The 20890-nt window shown below is 75.8% G+C and carries 18 protein-coding genes; 9 read left to right on the top strand and 9 right to left on the bottom strand.

The annotated features are described in order from the left end of the window. Nucleotides 1-120 precede the first annotated feature (120 nt). The 4 genes from ACGF07_RS04865 to ACGF07_RS04850 all read right to left on the bottom strand — a co-directional run bounded on the left by ACGF07_RS04865 (nt 121) and on the right by ACGF07_RS04850 (nt 5211). Entirely contained in the window at nt 121-2058 is a 1938-nt protein-coding gene (locus ACGF07_RS04865; RefSeq protein WP_392895479.1) for a stealth family protein, read from the bottom strand. Nucleotides 2059-2483: 425 nt separating this feature from the next. Further along, a complete protein-coding gene (locus ACGF07_RS04860; RefSeq protein WP_392895477.1) occupies nt 2484-3182 on the bottom strand; it encodes a hypothetical protein in 699 nt (232 codons plus the stop codon). A 5-nt stretch (nt 3183-3187) separates the two neighbouring features. Next, entirely contained in the window at nt 3188-3757 is a 570-nt protein-coding gene (locus tag ACGF07_RS04855) for a hypothetical protein (protein ID WP_392895475.1), read from the bottom strand. A gap of 158 nt (nt 3758-3915) precedes the next feature. Further along, a complete protein-coding gene (locus ACGF07_RS04850; protein WP_392895473.1) occupies nt 3916-5211 on the bottom strand; it encodes an MFS transporter in 1296 nt (431 codons plus the stop codon). A gap of 47 nt (nt 5212-5258) precedes the next feature. On the opposite strand from ACGF07_RS04850, the gene ACGF07_RS04845 reads away from it, so the two are divergent. Then, the gene (locus ACGF07_RS04845) at nt 5259-6671 is read left to right on the top strand and encodes a PLP-dependent aminotransferase family protein (protein WP_392895471.1); all 1413 of its coding nucleotides are present in this window, start codon (nt 5259-5261) and stop codon (nt 6669-6671) included. Nucleotides 6672-6840: 169 nt separating this feature from the next. Here ACGF07_RS04845 and ACGF07_RS04840 read toward each other — a convergent pair whose 3' ends face one another. Next, nucleotides 6841-8214, bottom strand: coding sequence for a solute carrier family 23 protein (locus ACGF07_RS04840; RefSeq protein ID WP_392895469.1), 1374 nt, complete (start codon nt 8212-8214; stop codon nt 6841-6843). After that, nucleotides 8211-9338, bottom strand: coding sequence for an aryl-sulfate sulfotransferase (locus ACGF07_RS04835; RefSeq protein ID WP_392895467.1), 1128 nt, complete (start codon nt 9336-9338; stop codon nt 8211-8213). Before ACGF07_RS04835 ends, ACGF07_RS04840 begins: the two co-directional genes overlap by 4 nt. 133 nt (nt 9339-9471) lie before the next feature. Here ACGF07_RS04835 and ACGF07_RS04830 point away from each other — a divergent pair, with 133 nt between their 5' ends. After that, complete coding sequence (locus ACGF07_RS04830) at nt 9472-10140, top strand: helix-turn-helix domain-containing protein (RefSeq protein ID WP_392895466.1); 669 nt, start codon at nt 9472-9474, stop codon at nt 10138-10140. A gap of 302 nt (nt 10141-10442) precedes the next feature. After that, complete coding sequence (locus tag ACGF07_RS04825; protein ID WP_392895464.1) at nt 10443-11012, top strand: hypothetical protein; 570 nt, start codon at nt 10443-10445, stop codon at nt 11010-11012. 223 nt (nt 11013-11235) lie between these two features. Here the strand turns inward: ACGF07_RS04825 and ACGF07_RS04820 are convergent, their stop codons facing one another. Together ACGF07_RS04820 and ACGF07_RS04815 are read right to left on the bottom strand one after the other, a co-directional pair. Continuing rightward, nucleotides 11236-11919, bottom strand: coding sequence for a hypothetical protein (locus ACGF07_RS04820; RefSeq protein ID WP_392895462.1), 684 nt, complete (start codon nt 11917-11919; stop codon nt 11236-11238). Continuing rightward, complete coding sequence (locus ACGF07_RS04815) at nt 11916-12797, bottom strand: NAD(P)-dependent oxidoreductase (protein ID WP_392895460.1); 882 nt, start codon at nt 12795-12797, stop codon at nt 11916-11918. The genes ACGF07_RS04820 and ACGF07_RS04815 overlap by 4 nt, the downstream gene beginning before the upstream one ends. Before the next feature lie 298 nt (nt 12798-13095). On the opposite strand from ACGF07_RS04815, the gene ACGF07_RS04810 reads away from it, so the two are divergent. Next, the gene (locus ACGF07_RS04810; protein ID WP_392895544.1) at nt 13096-14091 is read left to right on the top strand and encodes a helix-turn-helix domain-containing protein; all 996 of its coding nucleotides are present in this window, start codon (nt 13096-13098) and stop codon (nt 14089-14091) included. 55 nt (nt 14092-14146) lie between these two features. Here the strand turns inward: ACGF07_RS04810 and ACGF07_RS04805 are convergent, their stop codons facing one another. Continuing rightward, nucleotides 14147-14605 (bottom strand): MarR family winged helix-turn-helix transcriptional regulator, encoded by a 459-nt coding sequence (locus ACGF07_RS04805; RefSeq protein WP_392895458.1) that lies wholly within the window; start codon nt 14603-14605, stop codon nt 14147-14149. Nucleotides 14606-14712: 107 nt separating this feature from the next. On the opposite strand from ACGF07_RS04805, the gene ACGF07_RS04800 reads away from it, so the two are divergent. The 5 genes from ACGF07_RS04800 to ACGF07_RS04780 all read left to right on the top strand — a co-directional run bounded on the left by ACGF07_RS04800 (nt 14713) and on the right by ACGF07_RS04780 (nt 20865). After that, nucleotides 14713-15645 (top strand): DUF4253 domain-containing protein, encoded by a 933-nt coding sequence (locus tag ACGF07_RS04800; RefSeq protein WP_392895456.1) that lies wholly within the window; start codon nt 14713-14715, stop codon nt 15643-15645. A gap of 251 nt (nt 15646-15896) precedes the next feature. Beyond that, the gene (locus ACGF07_RS04795; RefSeq protein ID WP_392895454.1) at nt 15897-16982 is read left to right on the top strand and encodes a tetratricopeptide repeat protein; all 1086 of its coding nucleotides are present in this window, start codon (nt 15897-15899) and stop codon (nt 16980-16982) included. Between the two features lie 93 nt (nt 16983-17075). Continuing rightward, nucleotides 17076-17756, top strand: coding sequence for a (2Fe-2S)-binding protein (locus ACGF07_RS04790; protein ID WP_392895452.1), 681 nt, complete (start codon nt 17076-17078; stop codon nt 17754-17756). Beyond that, the gene (locus ACGF07_RS04785; RefSeq protein WP_392895450.1) at nt 17753-18757 is read left to right on the top strand and encodes an FAD binding domain-containing protein; all 1005 of its coding nucleotides are present in this window, start codon (nt 17753-17755) and stop codon (nt 18755-18757) included. Before ACGF07_RS04790 ends, ACGF07_RS04785 begins: the two co-directional genes overlap by 4 nt. Further along, the gene (locus tag ACGF07_RS04780; RefSeq protein WP_392895448.1) at nt 18754-20865 is read left to right on the top strand and encodes a xanthine dehydrogenase family protein molybdopterin-binding subunit; all 2112 of its coding nucleotides are present in this window, start codon (nt 18754-18756) and stop codon (nt 20863-20865) included. Before ACGF07_RS04785 ends, ACGF07_RS04780 begins: the two co-directional genes overlap by 4 nt. Nucleotides 20866-20890: the final 25 nt, after the last annotated feature.

Genomic DNA, 20890 nt, shown 5'->3' with positions numbered 1-20890 from the left:
CCCGCAACCGCCCTTCGCTCATGCCTGCCGTCACGGCCCCCCGGGGCAGGAATGAAGGATTATCACATCATGTCGGGATGTGGTGCGGCCGGGCCCGGGCGGGCCCCGTCGGTGCGCCGCTCACCCGTCCGCGGTGGCGGCGGTGGCGGTGGCGGTGGCGTCGGTGGCGCCGGAGCGGGGGGCCGGCGGGCGGTGCGGGTCGTCTTGGCCCTCGTCCTCGGGTGCGGTGACCTCGTAGGGGGAGGGCACCGGGAAGTACGCCTGGAGGAAGGAGGTGACGGCCGCTTCCTGCTCCTGCGGGGAGAGGTGGTCCTCGGTGCCGTCGGCCAGGCAGAAGTAGTCCGCCCAGCGCTGCTCCCGCAGTTCCGTGAGCCGGGCGAGGTCCTCGGCGCTGTCCGTGACGAAGTAGCCGTCGTAGAGGTGGCCCTCCACGGCGCGGGCGGTCGCGTGGGCGTAGTGGACGGCCAGGGTGACCGGCGCGAGGTCGTCGGCGGCCCGGAAGGGCGAGCGCACGGTGCCGTGCAGCTGCGCCGCGAACCGCTCGGCGCTCTCGGCCAGGACACTGCGGCGCAGCGGGTGCGGGGCGTGCTTGAGGGTGCGGGGGTAGGTCTTGCCGACGGCGGCGGCCAGCGCGTCGCGGGTGTTCTTCAGCGCGGCGACGTAGACGGAGTCGTCGGCGTCGGCGTCGCCAGGCGGGATGATCCGGTTGTCGGGGAAGCAGCGCGGCAGGCCGTTGCCGAGGAAGAAGTCCTCGGGTACCAGGGTGCGGCCGAGGAAGACGTCGTCGTTGACGTAGAGGAAGTGCTCGGCGAGGCCGGGGATCAGGTGCAGCCGGGTTTCGATGGCGTGGGAGTTGAACACCGGTCCGGCGCCGGTGCCGGCGAACAGGTCGCGGTGGGAGACGACGGTCAGGCCCGGCTGGTCGGTGTCCAGCCAGTGCGGCACCTGGTCGTCGGTGACCAGGTACAGGTGGCGGATCCAGGGCGCGTGGGCGGCGAGGGCGCGCAGGCAGTACCGCAGCTCGTCGCGGTTGCGGAAGCGCTGGTCGGCGTCGCCCGCGATGCCGCTGGCGGCGACGCCGTCCTCCGCCGCGACGGGGCCGGCGGTGTGGGCGAGGCGGGCCCGGACGGCGGCGCGGCGCTCCTGCCAGGCGGGGTCGGCGTCGTCGACCCAGGTGATCACGGCGTCGATGGGGAAGGTGACCTGGTCCGGCAGGTCGGTGGCGAAGACGTCGAGCAGCGGGTAGGGCTGCCCGTCGACGGTCGTCGTGGCGGTGGCGGCGAGGGAGGGGACCCACCAGCCGAGCGGGGTCTCGTCGATCGAGGCGATGGCGCCCTCGGAGGGCGCGGCGGAGTCCCAGAACTCGACGTCGCAGCCGGTGTCGGGGCCGTAGAGGAGAGCGCCGATCACCGCGGTCCGGTAGATCCGCACGCCCTTGACCCGGTCGGCCGGCCAGATCGGGCCGGCCTGGTCCTCCTCCGGCCCGTCCTCCTCGGCCGGTTCCGCGGCGCGGGCGCCGTCGGCGGGGTCCGGTTCCTCCTCCACCAGCGCGACGGCGGCGGGCAGTTGCTCGGCCAGGACGGTGCCGAGGGTGCGGCCGTGCTCCAGCAGGTCCGCGTAGACGGCCTGGCCGGCGAACGCGGCGGACAGGGCGGCCAGCACCGCCGTCCGGTCGCCGGGGGCGATCGCCAGGCGGTGTCGCGGGTGCCGGTCGGGAACGATGCCGTGGTCGATGCCCGCCGCCCGCAGCACCCGGGACACCTCGGCGAGGTTGCCGTCCCGGCGCTGGCCCGGCAGGAGCCTGCGGTGCGGCTCCGCGAGGAGGTCGCCGCAGCGGGTCACCCCGGACAGGGTGTCGAGCAGCTGCGCCTCGCGGGCGGCGCGGGCCCGGTTCAGCCGGTCGATCGGGGTGAGCGGCTCCTCGCCCTCGGGTTGCGGCTCGGCCTGCTGCCGGGCCGCGGGCCGGTCGCCGTCCTCCGCCGCCAGGGGCCGGCGCAGGCGTGCCAGCGCGGCGAGGGGGCGCATCGCGGTGGCGAGGCGGGCCGGGGGGACGGGCACGGGAGCTCCAGGGGCGGGGGCAGGGGGCGGAACGGCGAAACGGCGGGAACGGGCGCCTTAGGTCCGGACTTCCGACTTCACCGATTTCCTCTCCTCACACCCGCGGGGCGGTACTCGCCTCGCGCTGGGGAGATCGTATGCGACTGGGAGGATATTTCATGAACTTCGGATAACGATCGGATGTCTGTTTGAAATGTGGACACCTGGGCGAGGCTGCCGTGGTCAGGACAGGAGCGGGCCCTTTCTCCGGCTTTTCCCTCGGGGACGTCGAATGGCCATGGAGTCGGGGTGGGGCGAATGGCGCCCTGTGACATCGCTTTACCTTCGCCTGGCCATCCCATGGGGCCGTCCGAACACGGATGGCGGAGGCGTCTCACGGAAGCGTGCTGACGGAAGGGTACTGACGGAAGGGTTGCTCTCGTCGCTCAGCTCTGCAGCAGGCGGTTGAAGAAGGTGCGGTACTGCTGCAGTGCCACCCGCAGCTCCTCGGTCTCGACCGAGTCACCGCGGTTCCACTGGCTCTCGAGGCTTCGACGGCGGTCGGCGAAGGACTCGGCGAGGCGCTGCATGAGATCCGCGACGAGGGCGTCCGCGGTGTGGACGGCCTCGCGGGGGTCGTCGACGAAGTCCGTCTGCACCTGCTGCCAGCGCTCGCGCAGTTCGCGGGTCTCCGCCTCCGGGAGCAGCGGTTCGCGCCCGTCGCCGCCGTCCGGGCCGCCGGTGACGTCCTGCTCGCCGCCCTGGGCGGCTCGGGTGTCCTGCTCCTGGGGGCCGGCGTCCGCGGAGGGCGAGCCGGCGTCCGTGGGGGCGGAGCCGGCGTCCGCATAGGGTGAGCCGGCGTCCGTGGGGGCGGAGCCGGCGGTCGGGTAGGACGTGTCGGCGTCCGCGTAGGCCGTGTCGGCGTCCGCGGCGCCCAGGCCCTCGCGGGTGCCTTCACCCAGGCTGCCGCCCGTGCCTTCGTCCGTGCCTTCGCCCAGGCCCTGGCCCAGACCCTGGCCCAGGCCTTCGTTCGCGGCCGGGGTGGCCTGCTCCGCGGCTCCGGTCGACTGCTCCTTCTTCTCGGCGGCTGCGGCGATGTCCTCGGTGGACATCCGTTCCTCGTCGTCGAAGTGCGTGCCCGACATCCCTGTCATCCCCTTTCGGTGTCCGTGCCCCGGTCGGGGGGCCCGCCGCCGTTCAGGAGCTCCGCGAACAGCGCGCGGTAGTGCACCATCGCGGTGCGGAGTTCCTCGGTGGTGGCGGCGTCCCGTGAAGCCGCGGTGTTGATCGCGTGGGCCGCGCGATAGTGCTCCAGCGTCTGTCCGTGTTCGACGGACAGGTCGCGCAGCCGCTGCTCGTAGTCCTCGGTGGGATAGCCGCGGTCGTGCATCAGCAGGGTGACCAGCCGGTCGGCGTGCTGGACGGCGTCGACCGGCCGGTCGACGAACTCCTGCTGGACCCGCGTCCAGTCCTCGGTGTACTGCCGTCTCGTCTGCGGCGACAGCGGCTTGATCCTCAGCTGTTCGTGGCGCTGCTCCCGCTCCCGCAGGTCCCGCTCGGCGGACAGCCGGCTGCCGGAGCGGCGCACGGTCCTCTCGTACTCCGGGCCGAACTGCTGCTGCAGTCGGCGGCGCCGGCTCACGAACCACCACAGCGCGACGGCCAGGATCAGCAGGACGGCGACGGGGACGATGATCGCGATGAGGGTCCCGGTTGACATCAGGTCCTCCCTCGTCCTTCGGTGCCCCAGCCGCTGCCCCGAATCGGCGGGTTGAAACGTCCTCCCGCGGCCGGACGCCCGGCGTCGCGGCGGCCCGGCGTCGCGGCGGCCCGGCGTCGCGGCGGCCCGGCGTCGCGGCGGGTCAGCGCTGGGGCGGGTCAGCGCTGGGGCGAACTGCCGGGCGTCCCCGCGGGGTTCGGCGCGGGGCTCCGGGCGGGGTCCGGGACTGGGTCCGGCGCGGGGTCCGGGGCGGGGGCTTCGTCGTGTGCCGGGGTGCGGCGTGCGGTGCGGCGGTCGGCCAGGGCCGGGGCGAGGGCGGCGAGCATGGCGGCGCCGGTCAGGGCGAAGGCCCAGGGGTAGCCGGTGCCCGCGGCGAGCCAGCCGAAGGCGACGGCGCCCACGCCCATGCCCGCGTCGTAGGCGAAGTTCCACAGCGCGCTGACGGTGCCGTAGCCGGCGGTGGGCACGCGGGCGTACATCAGGTTGATCGTGGCGTTCTGGGCGATGCCGAAGCCGATCCCGAACACGGCGACCGCGACGACGACGGCCACCGGGCTCGCGGTCAGGGCCATCAGCAGGGTGCCGGCGGCCGACAGCAGCAGGCCGGGCAGCACCAGGGCGGCGGGGCCGTGCCGGTCTCCGTGCCGCCCGGCCAGCCAGCGGGCCAGGGTGGACGCCGCGGGCTGGACGAACAGCGCCACGGCGACGACGCCGGCGGCCGAGGCGGGGACGGCGAGCGGCAGGAACGTGACGACGATGCCGGCGGCGACGGCCGTGGCCGCGAAGGTCGCGGCCGGACGCAGCAGGTCCGCTGTGCGCAGCCCCTCGGCGATGCCGATCGGCCGCCCGGAGGCGCGCAGCCGGTCGGGCAGGCCGGGCACCGAGGGGATCGCGGCGAGGGCGGCCACGGCCGCGGCGGTGAACACCGCGCCGTAGCCCGCGTGCCCGGCCAGCCACACCCCCAGCGGCATGGCCAGGATCGCCGGGGCGCCGCTGACGATGCCGACCAGGGCCAGGCCTTCGCCGCGTCGTTCGGCGGGGATGAGCGCGGCGGTCAGCGAGCCGCCCGCCACCACGGTGAACGCGAACCCGAGCCCGCGCAGGAGGCACACCGCGACGACGCACCACAGGTCGCGGGAGAGCACGAGGGCGAGGGCGGGGGCGCCCAGCAGGCCCAGGCCGGCCGCCAGGACGGTGCGGTAGCCGTGCCGGTTGACCAGGGCGGGCGTGGCCAGTTCGCCCAGCACCGTCGCCAGCATCAGCGCGCCGGTGGCCAGGCCGGCCCGGCCGCCGCCCTCCCCGCCGGCGGCGGCGTAGCCGGGGACGGTCGACAGCAGCAGGTAGAAGCTGGTCGAGGCGCCCAGGATCGAGAGGAAGCGCAGCAGCAGCGGGCGGGTGAGCAGGGGCGGGCGCGGCGGGGGCGCGGGGAGGTCGGAGTCGAGCGTTTCGGTCACGGCAGGACGCTAAGGGCGCGACCGGACTGCCGGTAAGATCCGGTTCCGTGCCTGTGGAGTGGTCCAGTTCCCCGCCGGAGTTGCTGCTGGCCCTCGATCGCGGCGGCGGGCGGCCGCTGCGCACGCAGGTGGAGCACGGACTGCGCGAGGCGATCCGCACCGGTCGGCTGCGTGTCGGCGAACGGCTGCCGTCCTCGCGGGAGTTGGCCCGTACGCTCGAGGTCTCCCGGGGGCTGGTGCAGGAGTGCTACGCGCAGCTCCAGGCCGAGGGCTACCTGGTGACCCGTGCCGGGTCGGCGACCAGGGTGGCGTCCGGGGCCGGGGGCGCCCCGCCCGCACTCCCCCGCGCGGAGCGCCCCGCGTCCCGGCTGCTGGCCGATTTCCGCTGGGGCGTACCGGACTTGGGGTCCTTTCCGGTCCGGGACTGGCTGTGGGCCGTGCGTGAGGCGGCCCGTACCATGCCGGTGGCCGATCTGGACTATGGCGACGCGCGCGGCAGCGCCGTCCTGCGCGAGGTCCTGGCCGGGTACCTGCGCCGGGTGCGTGCCGCCGTGGCCGATCCGGAGCACATCGTGGTCTGCTCCGGCTACGCGCAGGGGCTGGGCCTGGTCCTCGGGGTGCTCGCCGACGCCGGGGTGCGCAGCGTGGCCTTCGAGGACCCCGGTTCCCCCGCCACCGTCGGCGCGGCCGCCGCCGCGGCCGGGCTGCGGGCGGTGGCGGTGCCCGTCGACGAGCACGGCATCGACGTCCGGGCGCTGGCCGCCACGGACGCGCGCGCCGTCGTGGTCACCCCCGCCCACCAGTGGCCCACCGGCGTGGCCCTGGCGCCGGAGCGCCGAGTGGCGTTGGTCGAGTGGGCCAGGCGGCGCGACGCGTTCGTCCTCGAGGACGACTACGACGCCGAGTTCCGCTACGACCGCGGGCCCGTCGGCGTGCTGCAGGGACTGGCACCGGAGCGGGTCGTCGCGATGGGCACCGTCAGCAAGTCCCTGGCGCCCGCCCTGCGGATCGGCTGGATGCTCTGCCCGCCCGCCCTGGCCGGAGCGCTCGCCGAGCACAAGCACCGCAGTGACCGCGGCACGCCCGCACTGGACCAGCTCGCCCTGGCCCGGCTGATCGAGTCCGGGCGCTTCGACCGCCACCTGCGCCGGATGCGCGCCACCTACGCGGGCCGCCGCGCCGTCCTGCTCGACGCGCTCGGCGCCCACGCCCCCGCGCTGACGGTCAGCGGCCTGGCGGCCGGCTTCCACGCCGTCGCCCACCTGCCCCCGGGGGTCGACGAGCACCGCGTCACCACCGCCGCCCGCGAACGGTCGGTCGGCCTCTACGGCATCAGCGGCTGCCGCGCCTCGCGCGCCACTGCGCCGGCCCAACTCGTCCTCGGCTTCGGCGACGTGGGCGAACGGGCCATCGCCGAGGGCATCGCGGCCGTCGGCCGGCTGCTCGCCGGGCGGGTGTGACGGGCCGGCGGGTCGGTGGCGTCCTGCCCGCCGCGGTCCCGCGGGGCCGGGGCGGCGGGCGACCGTGCTGGTGAGCGGGTTCGCGGGGCCGTCGGCACCGGGCGCGCTGTGGTGAAGTCGTCGGCGGGCGCGCGGCCGTGGGTGCCGCAGCCGGCGGGCCGGGCCGGCTTCACGGCGGGCAGCCGTCCGCCCCGGGAGGCGGCGGGGGTGTGAGGCCGGCGTGCGGCGGGCGGCCCGGGGGCCGGGTCCATCCGGGTCCGGCGTCCCCGTTCGCCGCGGCGCGGGGGCGGGTGGCCGTGAGGAGGGCGTGCAGGACGACCGCGGTCAGGGTGCCGGCGACGACTCCGCTGCCGAGCACCGGCCGGACCCAGTCGGGGAATCCGCCGTAGAGGCCGGGGGCCACCACGGGGAGCAGGCCGGCGGTCAGGGCCAGGCCGGTGACGACCAGGGTGTCCGGGGCCTCGCCCGCGCGGGCCCGGCCGAGCATCTCCACGCCCATGACCGTGATCACCGCGTAGACGACCAGCGCGGCTCCCGCGACGGCCGCCGGCGGCAGGCCGGCCACCAGTCGCGACAGGGGGGAGAACAGGCCGGCGGCGATCAGCAGGCAGCCGGCCCCGGCCGTCACGAAGCGGCTGCGGACCCCGGTGAGCCGGTTGATCCCGATGTTCTCGGAGCTGGTCACCATGCTCGGCGTGCCGAGGAGCCCGCCGAACAGGGAGACCAGCGCGTCGGCCCGGGCCACCCGCGGGACGTCCCGGCCGGGGTCGGGCACCTCGCTGTTGAGGACGGTCTGGCCGGTGGCCTCGGCCAGCGAGGTGAGGCTGAAGAGCAGCAGCGGCAGGGCGGCCACCAGGTCCGGCCGCGGGGCGCCGTACGGCAGCAGGTGCGGGAGGGAGACGCCCGCACCTGCTGCCGGGGTGAGCGTGCCCAGGCCGGTGGCGACCGTGAGGAGCGCGCCGCCGGCGAGGCCGATCAGCACCGCGCACTGGCGCCAGGCGCCCCGCAGCAGCAGGTGGGCGACGAGGGTCGCCGCGACGGTGAGGCCGGCCGCGGCCAGGGCGCCGGGTGCCGCGCTGCCGCCCGGGCCGGTCAGGAGCAGCGTGGTGACCCGCACCATGGACACCCCCACCAGCAGCACCGTCACGCCCATGACCAGCGGGGGGAAGAGGGCGACCACCCGCCCGTACAGGGGGGTGACCGCGAGCAGCAGCGCCGCGGCGAGGAGCACCGAGCCGGATGCGACGGCCGGGCCGTGGTCGCGGGCGATCTGGACGAAGAGCGCGGTGGCGGCGCCGCCGGGCAGCATCACGAACGGCAGCCGGGCGCCGAAGCCCCACCGGCCGAGCGACTGGAGGACGGAGCCCGCTCCGGAGAGCACCAGGGCCGCGCCCAGCAGGGACGAGGCCTGGGCCGGTGTCAGGCGCAGCGGTGCGGCGATCAGGAACACCGTGGAGACCGGTGTCGCCGCCATGGCGAGTACGTGCTGGAGGGCGAGCGGGAGCAGCCGTCGCAGGGGCGGGCGCTCGTCGGCGGTGGTCACGGGTGGGCCGCCTGCAGCCACGGGATCTCCTCGGGGGCGTAGCGGTAGGCGCGGAAGACGGCGTTGGGTTCGGCGGGGAACAGCGTGCGGACCTCGTTCTCCGTGTAGGCGCCGAAGTGGGGGATCACGTACTCCCAGCAGAGGTAGCCGTCCGGTGTGACCTCGAAGAGGCGGCCGGCGGGCGAGTCGGTCACCAGGGTGTTGCCGTTGGCCAGTCGCTGGGCCGAGCCCATGAACGGTGCGAAGAACGACTCGCGGGCGGGGTCGTGGTACTCCCACACCACCTCGCCCCGGGCGCGGTCGATCTCGACGACGCGGGAGTAGGGCACGTCGTGGCCGGGCCGGTAGACGCCGTTGTCGAAGACCAGGAGGCGGCCGTCGGCCAGTTCGGTGGGGTGGTGCTGCTGGGAGAGCGTGCCGGGCCGGCTGCGCCAGAGGATCTCGCCGGTGGCGCGGCTGATCACGACGACGGCCGAGACGCTGCGCAGGCTGGCGAGCACGTTGCCGTCGGCGAGCGGGGTCACGCTGTTGACGAGCGGCCAGTGTTCGCGGGAGTAGTCGGGGTGGAGCGGGTAGTCGGCGCGGTCGAGGTGTTCCGCGGCGCGCCAGGTCCAGCGCGGCGATCCGTCGGCCGCCACCTCGGTGATGGTGTCGGCCCACACGGTCGTTCCGCCGGCCTCGGAGCCGGGGACTCCGCCGAGGACGGTCCTCGCCTCGGCGCCGCGCAGGGGTTCGACGCCGGTGTAGAGGACGCCGCCGTCGTCGAGGTGGTGGGCGTCGTGGTGCTGGCGCGGGTCGCGGTGCTCCCACAGCACCGTGCCGTCGGGTGCGGCGCGCAGCATCACCCCGCCGCGGTACTTGTGCCACATCGGGAAGAGCGACTCCTCGCCGGGCAGGACGCCGTTGTAGGCGAGTTCGCCGCCGGCCAGGAGCCGGGCATGGCGGCCGGGGCGGTAGGGGAGCCGCCATCGGTGCGCGGTCGTGCCGTGCAGGTCCACCAGGTACACGTCGCCGCCGCCGGTCAGCGGGGCGAACAGGGTGAGGCCGGGGAAGGCGGCGTCCGGGTCCAGGGCGATGAGGCCGGTGCCGCGGCGGCGGCGCTGGTTCTGGTCGACGCGGGGCATCGATCACTCCGATCAAAGTTTTTTTGATGGGGTCAAAGTGCTTCGACGATAGGAGTGCTGTGTGACGGCCTTGTTGCAGCCGTACGAAACGTGCCGAGCGGGCCGTAGGGTGACGGCGGGAAGGAGCGTGATCATGAGCGGTGCGCAGCCGGGGGCGCGGTCGGGCGGCGGCGGTGCGGACACGCGCGGCGGCGGCGGTGCGGGAGCGCGCGGCGGTGGCGGTGCGGGAGCGCGCGGCGGCGGTGCGCAGCCGCGGCTGGGCGGTGCGGTCCGCCGGCGCCGGCGCGCCCTGGAGCTGACGCTGGCGCAGGTGGCGGGGCGTACCGGTCTGTCCGTGCCCTTCCTCAGCCAGGTCGAGAACGACCGGGCGCGGCCGAGCATGCGCTCGCTCCAGCGGATCGCGGACGGGCTGGGGACGACCGCCGTGGAACTGCTGGCCGCCGCCGACCCGGTCGACCGGCCGGTCGACGTGGTCCTCGCCCGGGACGACGCGGGCCTGGCGCCGGACACCGGGGTGCGCCCGCTGGTGCGCGGACGCCGCCGGCTGCACGCGCTGGAGTTCACCGGGGACCAGCAGGCGGACCGCGAATTCGTCCACGCCGGTGACGAGTTGATGTACGTGGCGGACGGTGCGGCCGAGGTGGAGGCGGAGGGCCGCCGTTACCGGCTGCACCGGGGAGACACCCTCTACCTGACGGGCGGGGTCCGCCACCGCTGGCGCGGCACCCGCCCCGACACCCGGGTGCTGCTGGTGGCCGTCTCCGAGCACGACACGGGGACGCCGCGGGAGCGGGGCGACTGATCCGGGGGCCGCGGGCGGTCCGAAGGCCGCGGGCGGTCCGGGGGCAGCCGGTCATGGCGGGCGCGCGCGGACGGCGGCGGGACGGCCCGGCGGCGGGGCCGACGGACGGGCCGCCGGGGGCCGGGGTGGAGCGGTCGCGGGCCGGGGCTGGGGCGGGGGGCCGTACCTGCCGATCGGCACATGACGCGGAGCGCGCGGGCCGCGCAAATGTGCCGATCGGAACTGCCGGGCGGGGGTGGTGAAGCGGGAGGCTGGAGGACATCAGGGGCCGTCAGGAGGGTGGCCCGGAAGGAGATCTCGTGATGACCGCCGTGTCCGCCTGCACCACGTCTGCCGCTGCCCGTACCGACGCCGGCTCCGACGCCCCCGCGCCGGGGTGGGTGGTGCTCGCCGCCAAGGCCGCCGCGTGGAGCACCGTGCCGTCCGGCCTGTGGCGGCTGTGCTTCGCGACGGGGGCGACCATGGGTTTCTCCGGTGAGGCGCTGGCGTTCCTGCACCAGGCCGTGCCCGGGTGGGGGTCGGTCTACATGATCGCCCTCAGCGTGGTGGCCGAACTGCTGTCGTTCCTCACCATCGGTCTGGTCCGGCCCTGGGGCCGCGTCGTGCCGCGCTGGATACCCCTGCTGGGCGGGCGCCGGGTGCGACCGCTCGCGGCGATCGTGCCCGCCGCCCTCGGCTCACTGATACTCACCGCCGGCGGGGTCCTGGGCGTTCTCGGCTGGAACAGCCCCGACAACATGGGCAACCCCGATGCCCCGCACGGCTTCGCCGGCCTGGCGATGACGCTGTGCTACCTCCCACTGGTGGCCTGGGGCCCGCTGCTGGCCCTCGTCGTCGCGGACTACGCCCGCCGCACCCTGCGCCGCAGGTAGCCGAAGACGCCCTCGGCCGACTCCCCCGGGGCCGGCCGGCGTCACCAGGCGGTTGGCACCACCAGGCCGTTGGCTCGACGGAGGGCTCCCGGCCGTACGGCGGCGGCCCCCCGGCCGTACGGCGGCGGCCCCCCCGGCCGTACGGCGGCGGCCCCCCGGCCGTACGGCGGCGGCGCCGGGCCACAACCCGCCGGCCGCCGGCCGCTGGCCGCTGGCCGCTGGCTCAGCGCACGCGGCCGTTCCACTGCCAGCCGTCGGCCGGGCGGCGCGGGTGCCCGGGCAGGGCGGTGCGGCCGGTGCACCACAGGAGGGTCTCGGCGGGGCCGTGGCCGCGCGGTGCCTCCGGGAAGAGCCGGTCCACCGCCGGGCCGGCGAGGTGTTCGGGCGGCTGCCAGCCGAGCTCGAAGGCGCCGGCCAGATCCCAGGTGTGGACGAGGAGTTCGACCACCCCCATGGCCGCGAAGCCGGGACCGTCCGAGTGGCCCCAGGGGTGCCAGGCCCGGGCCGCCGGCGGGGTCGAGCGCACCGTGGTGGCGAGCAGGCCGGCGGCGATCCGCAGGCCCTCCAGGCAGTGCGGGATGGGAGCGGCGGGGTCGAGCGAGCCGACCAGGGTGATGTAGCGGTCGGTGGGGCGGACGGTCAGCAGTCCCGCGTAGCCCAGCAGGCCGAGCGCGAGGTGGTCCAGTGTGGCCCGGGCGCTCCAGTCGCTTCCGGCGGGCCGGCGGGACCAGTCGGCCGCGGCGGCCCGTTCGAGGACGCCGGTGGTCACCGCGGCGGCTTCGACGACGTGTGCCGCCCAGTCGGTACCGGAGGGGGCCGTACCGGCCCACGGGGCAACGGACATGGACGAGGAGGCGGACGGGGGCATGGTGGTGGGCACGGATACGGCAGCGGCGGCGACGCTCACTTCTGGACCACCTCGATCAGGCGCGCGTAACTGTCGGCGCCGTGACCGGCGGCGATGGCGCGCCGGGCCTGGTCGGCGAAGACCTCCGGCAGGGCGGTGTCGATGCCGCGCGCCCGGCTCGCGTGGAGCAGGTGCTCCATCGCGGCGAGGTGGACGTCCAGGCTGGCGTCGTCGCCCGGGTAGGTCCGGGCGTCGGCCTGCGCCGCGTAGCGGCCGATGAACCCGGCGACGGCGCCGGACAGCCAGCGGGTGGCCACCGGCGTGAACTCGGCCGCCCGGACACCGTCCGCACCGACCAGGGCGACACCGTGCAGCCAGCCGCTCAGCGCGGACCACATCAGGCCGAGCAGCGCCGTGTCGTACAGCCCGGCGATCCCGGCGTCCGCGCCGAGTTCGACCGGCTCCCCGAGGGCGGCGAGCGTCGCGCGGTGGCGGGCCAGGACGTGGGGCGCGCCGCCGTAGAGCACCGTCGCGTCCGCTCCCCCGATACCGGGCGGGGTGATCATGATGGCGCCGTCCAGGTAGTCCAGCCCGATGCCGTCCGCCCAGTCGGCCAGCTCGCGGGCCTGCTCGGGCGAGCCGGAGGTGAGGTTCACCAGGGTCCGTCCGGCCAGCGCCGCCTCCTGGCCGGCCAGCACGGCGCGCAGCGCGTCGTAGTCGAGGACGCAGGCGACGATCAGCCGGTTGGCCGTGACCGCCGCCCCGGGCGAGGCGGCCGAGACGGCGCCCCGGGCGATGAGCGGCTCGGCCTTGGCCGCCGTACGGTTCCAGACGGTGGTCGGGTGACCGGCGGCGAGGAAGGCGCCCGCCAGTGCGGTGCCCATCGCGCCGAGGCCGAGGACGGTGACGGATTCCCGCTCGTGCGGCGTGGAGTTCATGAGTTGCTCCCGTTCGTGCAGCCGGCCCGGGCGTTCCGGGCCTTGATCGACACCCCCACGTTCGCAGCGCCCGCGCGCCCCGGACAGTGGCAGGATTGCCCTTTGCCGCACGGTTCCTGCCAGGAAGGTGTCCGCCATGCCCGACTCCCCCGCCGAACCCGCGGCCGGTCGCACGGTCGGTCCTGCGGTCGGTCGCGGCGCCGGTCGCACGCTCGGGCGCGCCGCCGGACCCGGCACGGTGGCGGTCGCCGTCGTCGACCACGCCGAACTTCCGCTGTGGGACCTCTACGAACTGGGCATGGCCTGCGCGGTGTTCGGCATCCCGCAGCCCGAACTCGCCGACCGCTGGTACGAACTGCGGCTGTGCGCCGAGACGCCGGACGCCCCGGCCCCGCCCCGGGCTGCCGGCGGCTTCGGGTTCTCCCTGCGCGCCGAGTACGGGTGGGAGGCGCTCGCCGAGGCGGACACGGTGGTCGTCACGTCCGTCCCGGACGCCTGTGTGAGCGGCGAGCGCGAGGTGCCGCCCGCGCTGCTGGCCGAACTCCGGCGTGCCGCCCGGGCCGGAGCACGGATGGTCTCGTTGTGCACCGGCGCCTTCGCCCTCGCCGCCGCCGGGCTGCTGGACGGCCGCCGGGCCACCGCCCACTGGTCGCACACCGCCGACCTGGCCCGCCGGTACCCGGCCGTCACCGTGGACAACGGGGTGCTCTACGTCGACGACGGCGACGTGCTCACCAGCGCCGGCGTCGCCGCCGGCCTGGACCTCTGCCTCCACATCGTCCGGCGCGACCTCGGGGCGCACGTGGCCAACCGGTTGGCGCGCAAACTCGTCGTGCCCGCCCACCGACCCGGCGGGCAGGCCCAGTTCGTCGACCTCGCCGTGCCGGTGGCGGACGACGAGAGCCTCGCCCCGGTCCTCGCCTGGGCCACCGAGAACCTCGACCGCGCCCTCACCATCGGCGAGTTGGCGCGGCGGGCCAGGATGAGCCCGCGCACCTTCTTCCGCCGCCTGCAGGCCGCCACCGGCACGACGCCGCTCCAGTGGCTGCTCAACCAGCGCCTCGCCCGCGCCCAAACCCTCCTGGAGGCCACCGACCTGCCGGTGGAGCAGATCGGGGAGAGGAGCGGTCTGGGCAGCGCCGCCAACCTGCGCCGCCACTTCACCGCCCGCGTCGGCGTCACCCCCACCGACTACCGCCGCGCCTTCCGCTCACCGGCCGCCCCAGCCGCCCCAGCCGCGCCGGCCACCGCAGCCGTCCCGCCCCTTGCCGCCGTCCCGGCCGTGTCGGCCTGACCGGGCCGCGGCCCTGCACCCCGGCCCGCCGGGCGCGGCCTGGGCGGCGGGGCCGTCAGTGGTGCCAGGCCCGTCCTCCGGTGTTGCGGATGACCCGCTGCAGGACCTTCAGCGTGGTCAGGTACTCCTCGTCAAAGATGTCCGCGTGGCGCTCGGCCCACAGCTCGCCCTGGAGGGCGGCCGCCTTGTCGTAGAACGCCCGTCCCTCGGGGGTCAGGTCGAGCCGTCCCCCGGCGGACTCGGTGACCCAGCCGCGGGCGACGGTGGCGTCGATGTCGGCGTCGAGGGCCTCCTGGCCGGTGTCGAGGTAGTCGCGCAGGACGGCGGAGACGTCGTCGCGGGTCCTCGGCTCCTCGGCACGGGCGAGCTGGGCGAGCACCCACCACTGCGGCTGTGTGGTGCCGAGTTCGGCCAGCGCGCCGCGGGTGCGGGTGACGACGGCCTTGTAGGCCGCCCAACTCCAGTAGCCGATCGGCTGCTTGATCAGTTCGGTGTCGCTGTGCGAGTACTCCACGGCCGGTCCCGCCCCTTCTCGTCGATCACTTCGGCGCCACCGACCCTAGAAGCTGAAGTCGACTTCAGGTCAAGCGGGGAGAACCCGACCGCCCCTACCGTGGACCCATGATCGATCGCGCCTCGCTGCCGTCCGAGCTCTACCCGCTGTTCCCCGGCGCCACCGCCGGGCAGTACACCCTGTCCACTCCCCTGCCGCCGGGGCGCCTGATCGTCCCGGCCGAGGCCGAGGCGGAGACCGGGAGCGGCACCGGGAGCGACGCCCGGAGCGGCCCAGGGAGCGCCGCCGCCGGGGGCGAGGCCGGCGGCGGCGCCCCGGTGATGTGGCTGAGTGACGGGCCGGCACCCGCGGGGCTGTGGCAGGAGCTGCAGCGCGAGCACCCGCGGTCGGGCCTGTGGCCGCTGCTGCTGACGCGCCGGGTCACCGACCCGCGGTTCCGGCCCTGGGCCACCGGGGAGCTCCACCCGGCCCGGGCGTCCTCGCCCGCCTCCCACGACCCCTGCGCCCTGCTGCGCGGCTGGTGGAACTCCCCCGCCGTGGCCCGCCCGGACGACCCCGGGCAGGCGAAGGAGCGCGACATGATGCTGGAGCCGTTCGGCGTCGACTGGCCGGGCCCGGCCCCCTCCCCTGCTGCGGCGCCGGACGACGATCCAAACGCCGCCGCGGCCGAGGTGGCGCACTGGCTGCTGCACCACGACCCCGGGCTGCGGATCGGGCTGGTGCGCGCGGACAGCGGCGCCGAGGCGCTGGCCGTCTGCGGCTGGAGCGTCGCCGGCCGTCGCGACCCCGGTGAGCTCGCCGCCGTCGTGCTGAGCTGGGAGCGCAGGTTCGGCGCCCGGGTGGTCGAAGTGGGCCCCGACGGGCTGCGGTTGAGCACCACGGTGCGCCAGGACGACCCGGACGACCTGGACGGGGTGCTTCCGATCGCGGCCGAACACGTCGCGTTCTGCCCCGACAACGTCTTCAAGGGCACCGAGAGCCTGATCGACTACGCGCAGGAGCTCGTCCTGGAGAAGTGCTGGTCGTTCTGGTGGCACTGACCGCGCCCGCGCGAGGTACGAGCGAGGGGGCGCACCGTCGGTGCGCGGCCGTCCCAGCGACGGGCCGGCCGAACGGCGGCGGCCCCGACGAACGGCGGCGGCCCCGACGAACGGTGGCGGGCCCGACGAACGGTGGCGGCGCGCAGTGTCCGGGGGGTGACCGCGCGCCGCCGACCCGCCCGCGCCCACCGTCTACCCCGGTTGTCCCGGCCCATGCCGCGGGCTCAGGTCCGTTTGTTAGGTTGGCCGTTGTGACTCCGGAAGAGATGGTCCGCCTCGGCGTCGAGCGCGACAAGCAGGGTGACGGTGCGGAAGCGGAGCGGCTCTTCGCCGCGGCCGCCGAAGCGGGGAACGCCGACGCGATGAACCACTACGGCGTCCTGCTCGGCAAGCGGGACGACTGGGCCGGGGCCGAGGAGTGGTACCGCAGGGCCGCCGCCACCGGGAACGCGTTGGGCGCCTACAACGTCGCGTTCGCGCTGGTGCGGCGCGGAGAGGACGCCGAAGCCGAGGGCTGGTACCGGCGGGCGGTCGAGGGTGGTGACGAGGAGGCCGTGGTGGGCCTCGCGCTGGCCCTTCAGCGGCTGGGCCGGCCCGACGAGGCCGAGGGCCTCCACCACCGGGCGGCCCGGCGCGGGCACGTGGTCGCGATGAACCACTACGGCCGGGCGATGGAGCGCCAGGGCGATCCCGCCCGGGCGCAGGAGTGGTACCGCAAGGCCGCCGACGCGGGCAGCGTCGACGCCATGTTCAACCTCGGCTTCCTGCTGCGGGCCCAGGACGACCTGGCGCAGGCGCTGCGGTGGTTCCGCGCGGCCGCCGACACGGGTGACCGGCAGGCGCGGTTCGAGCTCGCCTGCACGCTGGAGACGCTGGAGCGGTTCGACGAGGCCGAGGCCCTGTTCGGCGAGCTCGCCGAGGACGGGTACGACCAGGCGCCGCAGCGGCTGGCGCGGCTGCGGGAGCGACGCGCGCCCCGGGCCGCCCCCGCCGCAGCGGTGCCGGAGCCGGCCCCGGCCACGGCACCGGCACCGGCACCGATCGGCACGGTGTACCTCCTCCACACCGGCGCCGCGCCCGCCCGGGAGGAGATCGAGCGGCTGATGAACCAGGTGGTGCGCGACGCCGGCGTCGAACTGGCGGCCACGGCCCGGCTCACCGTCACGGGCGGGGTCCACGAGCCCACCGAGGAGATCGGCCGGGCCGTCGTCGCCCGGTACGAGGGCGAGGGCGCGGTGCCGCCCGGATCGACCGAACGGGCGATCGTGCGGAGGTATCCGGTCGCGGGGGCGCACCGGCTGGTGATCCTCATACCCGGTGCCGCGCCCGGGGCCTGAGCGCGCGGCAGTGCCAGTGCCCTCCGGCCGCCACCGGTGTGACCTGGCGCCGTGCGCCGTGTGGGCGCGGGCGGGGCCGGGAAATCTCGTGCGATGAACTCAGACATCACCGTGCAGGTCGACGGGGTCCCGCGCCGGCTGACCGTCGACACGCGCACGACGCTGCTGGACGCCCTGCGGGAACGGCTCGGGGTGACGAGTCCCAAGAAGGGCTGCGATCACGGGCAGTGCGGCGCGTGCACGGTGCTGTCCGGCGGGCGGCGGGTGCTGAGCTGCCTCGTGCTCGCGGTCACCCAGGACGGCGCCGAGGTCGTCACCGCCGAGGGCCTCGCCGCCCGGGCGGCCACCGCCGACGGGCAGGACGACGCCGACGCACGGACCGCCACCGATGCACGGACCGCCGAGGAGCGGCACGCCGACGGCGCCCTGCATCCGGTGCAGCGGGCTTTCATCGACTGCGACGCGCTCCAGTGCGGCTACTGCACCCCGGGGCAGGTGGTCTCCGCGGTCGGGGCGCTGGAGGAGTTCGCGAGGGGCTGGCCGAGCGCCGTCACCGAGGGTCCGGGGGCGCCGCGGCTGGACCGCGCCGAGGTGGCCGAGCGGATGAGCGGCAACCTGTGCCGCTGCGGGGCCTACGTCAACATCGTGACCGCCGTGCAGCAGGCCGCCGGCACGGGGCCCACCGGCACGAGTACGGCCGGCACGGAGCCGGCCGGAACGGCGACCCCCGGCACGGAGCCGGCCGGAGCGGCGAGCGCGGGGGCGGCCCGGTGAAGCCGTTCGACTACCGCAGCCCCGCCGACGCCGCGGAGGCCGTGCGCAGCGTCGCCGGGAACCCGGGTGCGGTGTTCCTGGCCGGGGGCACGAACCTGGTGGACCACCTCAAGCTGGGGGTCGTCGAACCGGACCTGGTCGTCGGCGTCGCCGCCCTCCTGCCCGGTGAGGTGGAGGAGCTCGGCGGGGGCGCCCTGCGGATCGGCGCGGGTGTCAGCAACAGCGAGCTCGCCGCGCACCCGCGGGTGCGCGAGTGGTTCCCGGTGCTGTCGCAGGCGCTGTTGTCGGGTGCGTCGGGGCAGTTGCGCAACATGGCCACCGTCGGCGGCAATCCGCTGCAGCGCACCCGCTGCGTCTACTTCCAGGACGTCACGACGCCGTGCAACAAGCGGCGGCCGGGCTCGGGCTGTTCGGCGGTCGGGGGGTGGACGCGCCACCACGCGATCCTCGGCGCCTCCGAGCACTGCATCGCCGTGCACCCGTCCGACATGGCCGTGGCGATGGCCGCGCTCGAGGCGCAGGTGCGGGTGCTCGGGCCGGACGGCGAGCGCGTGGTGCCCTTCGTCGACCTGCACCGGCTGCCCGGCGATGCTCCCGAGCGCGACACGGTGCTCGGGCACGGCGAGCTGGTCACCGCGATCGACCTGCCGGCGCTGCCGCTCGCGCGCCGCTCGGCCTACCGCAAGGTGCGCGACCGCGCCTCCTACGCGTTCGCCCTGGTCAGCGTGGCCGCGGCGGTGGAGGTCGAGGACGGTGTGATCACGGACGCGCGGGTCGCGTTCGGTGGTGTCGCGCACGCGCCCTGGCGCGCGTACCGGGCCGAGGAGGCGCTGCGGGGCGCCCCGGCGTCGGAGGCGAGCTACCGGGCCGCCGCGGACGCCGAACTCGCCGACGCCCGGCCGGCCGAGGGGCTGGACGGCGGCAACGCGTTCAAGATCCCGCTGCTGCGCCGCACCCTTGCCGCCGTCCTGCGCGGCCTGTCCGGAGAGGACGCCCGATGACGTTGCCGCGCGAACCGGAGGCCGTCGGCCTCGACCTGCCCCGCCGGGACGGGCCGGTCAAGGTGCTGGGCACCGCCACCTACGCGTACGAGACCGCGTTGGCCGGCGCCGCCTACCTGCACCCCGTCCAGGCCACCGTCGCCCGCGGCCGCGTCACAGAGCTGGACACCGGCGCCGCAGAGGCGCTGGAGGGCGTGGTGGCGGTGCTCACCCACGCCACCGCGGAGCGCCTGGCCTCCACCGGGAACCGGGAGTTGGCGGTCCTGCAGGACGACCGGGTGGCCTTCCGGGGCCAGGTCGTCGCCGTGGTCGTGGCCGACGCTCCCGAGGTGGCGCGGCACGCGGCCGCCCTGGTGCGGGTCGGCTACGCGCAGGAGGAGCACGACGTCGAGCTGCGGGCCGACCGCGAGGACCTGTACGCGCCCGAGAAGGTGAACCCGGACTTCCCCACCGACACCGCCGAGGGCGACGTCGACGCCGCGATGGCGGCCGCGGCGGTGAGCGTCGAGGAGACGTACCGCACCGCGATGTACCACAACAACCCGATGGAGCCGCACGCCACGGTGGCGCTGTGGGAGCCGGCCGGTGACGGCTTCCTGACCCTGTGGGACTCCACCCAGGGCGTCCATTCGACGCGCTCCGCGCTGGCGGCGGTGTTCGGGCTCGAGGAGGCGCGGGTGCGGGTCGTGTGCCCGTACGTCGGTGGCGGGTTCGGGTCCAAGGGGCAGCCGCACGTCAACGTGGTGCTCGCCGCGCTGGCCGCCCGCGCGGTGCCCGGCCGGCCGGTGCGGCTGGCCCTGACCCGGCAGCAGATGTTCTGCCTGGCCGGCTACCGCACGCCGACCGTCCAGCGCTGCCGCCTGGGTGCCGACCGGGACGGCACGCTCACCGCCGTCGCCATCGACGTCGTCGAACTGACGTCGCGCATCCAGGAGTTCGCGGAGCAGACCGGGGTGCCGACCCGGATGATGTACGCCTCGCCGAACCGGCGGACCACGCACCGCCTCGCCGCCCTGGACGTGCCGGTGCCGTCCTGGATGCGCGCCCCCGGGGAGTGCCCCGGCATGTTCGGCCCCGAGGTGGCGATGGACGAGCTGGCCGAGCGCCTGGGCCTGGACCCGGTCGAGCTGCGGATCCGCAACGAGCCGGACGTCGAGCCCGGCTCGGGCAAACCCTTCTCCAGCCGCAACCTGGTGGGCTGCCTGCGCGAGGGCGCGGCGCGGTTCGGCTGGGCGCAGCGCGACCCGCGGCCGGGGGTGCGCCGGCGCGGCGACTGGCTGGTGGGAACGGGCGTCGCGGCCTCCACCTACCCGGTCAGCCGCATGTCGAAGTCGACGGCGACGATCCGGCGGGAGGGGGAGCGCTACGTCGCCGAGATCGGCGCCGCCGATCTGGGCACCGGCACCTGGACCACGCTGGCGCAGATCACCGCGGACGCGCTCGGCGTGCCGGTGGCGCGGGTGGCGGTGCGCATCGGCGACACCGACTACCCGGTGGCGTCGGTGGCCGGGGGCTCCTCGGGCATGACGACGTGGGGCTCGGCCGTGGTCGAGGCGGCGCGCGCCTTCCGCGCCCGCTACGGCGACGAGCCGCCGGAGGGGGCCGAGGCGTCCGGCGACGTCGGGCCGGCCGACGAGCGCTTCGCGATGCACGCCTTCGGGGCGCAGTTCGCCGAGGCGCACGTCCACGCGGACACCGGCGAGGTGCGGGTGCGGCGCCTGCTGGGCGTGTTCGCCGCGGGCCGGATCATCAACCCGCGCACGGCGCGCTCGCAGTTCGTCGGCGGGATGACGATGGGGCTGTCCATGGCGCTGCACGAGAGCAGCGTCCTCGACCCCCGCACCGGCCACGTCGTCAACCACGACCTCGCCGACTACCACATCACGGCCAACGCGGACGTCGAGGGGATCGAGGCGCACTGGCTGCCCGAGCACGACCCGCACGTCAACGCCATGGGGTCCAAGGGCATCGGGGAGATCGGCATCGTCGGCACGGCCGCCGCGGTGTCGAACGCGGTGTGGCACGCCTGCGGTGTGCGGGTGCGGGACCTGCCGATCACGCTGGACAAGGTCCTGCCCGCGCTGGAGCGGCCGTCCGCGGGCGGGTGAGGGAGCGGCACCGGCCGGCGGGAGG

This window comes from Kitasatospora sp. NPDC048194, assembly GCF_043202455.1.
Lineage (GTDB): Bacteria > Actinomycetota > Actinomycetes > Streptomycetales > Streptomycetaceae > Kitasatospora.
Note: the sequence above shows the minus strand (reverse complement) of the source record. Positions and strands in the feature narration are given on the sequence as shown.

What these genes read in the sequence shown, in the direction of transcription:
- ACGF07_RS04860 (WP_392895477.1), bottom strand. Translation starts at nt 3,182, where the DNA reads ATGTCGGGCACGCACTTCGACGACGAGGAACGGATGTCCACCGAGGAC.
- ACGF07_RS04855 (WP_392895475.1), bottom strand. Translation starts at nt 3,757, where the DNA reads ATGTCAACCGGGACCCTCATCGCGATCATCGTCCCCGTCGCCGTCCTG.
- ACGF07_RS04835 (WP_392895467.1), bottom strand. Translation starts at nt 9,338, where the DNA reads ATGCCCCGCGTCGACCAGAACCAGCGCCGCCGCCGCGGCACCGGCCTC.
- ACGF07_RS04830 (WP_392895466.1), top strand. Translation starts at nt 9,472, where the DNA reads ATGAGCGGTGCGCAGCCGGGGGCGCGGTCGGGCGGCGGCGGTGCGGAC.
- ACGF07_RS04825 (WP_392895464.1), top strand. Translation starts at nt 10,443, where the DNA reads ATGACCGCCGTGTCCGCCTGCACCACGTCTGCCGCTGCCCGTACCGAC.
- ACGF07_RS04815 (WP_392895460.1), bottom strand. Translation starts at nt 12,797, where the DNA reads ATGAACTCCACGCCGCACGAGCGGGAATCCGTCACCGTCCTCGGCCTC.
- ACGF07_RS04810 (WP_392895544.1), top strand. Translation starts at nt 13,096, where the DNA reads ATGGCCTGCGCGGTGTTCGGCATCCCGCAGCCCGAACTCGCCGACCGC.
- ACGF07_RS04800 (WP_392895456.1), top strand. Translation starts at nt 14,713, where the DNA reads ATGATCGATCGCGCCTCGCTGCCGTCCGAGCTCTACCCGCTGTTCCCC.
- ACGF07_RS04790 (WP_392895452.1), top strand. Translation starts at nt 17,076, where the DNA reads ATGAACTCAGACATCACCGTGCAGGTCGACGGGGTCCCGCGCCGGCTG.
- ACGF07_RS04780 (WP_392895448.1), top strand. Translation starts at nt 18,754, where the DNA reads ATGACGTTGCCGCGCGAACCGGAGGCCGTCGGCCTCGACCTGCCCCGC.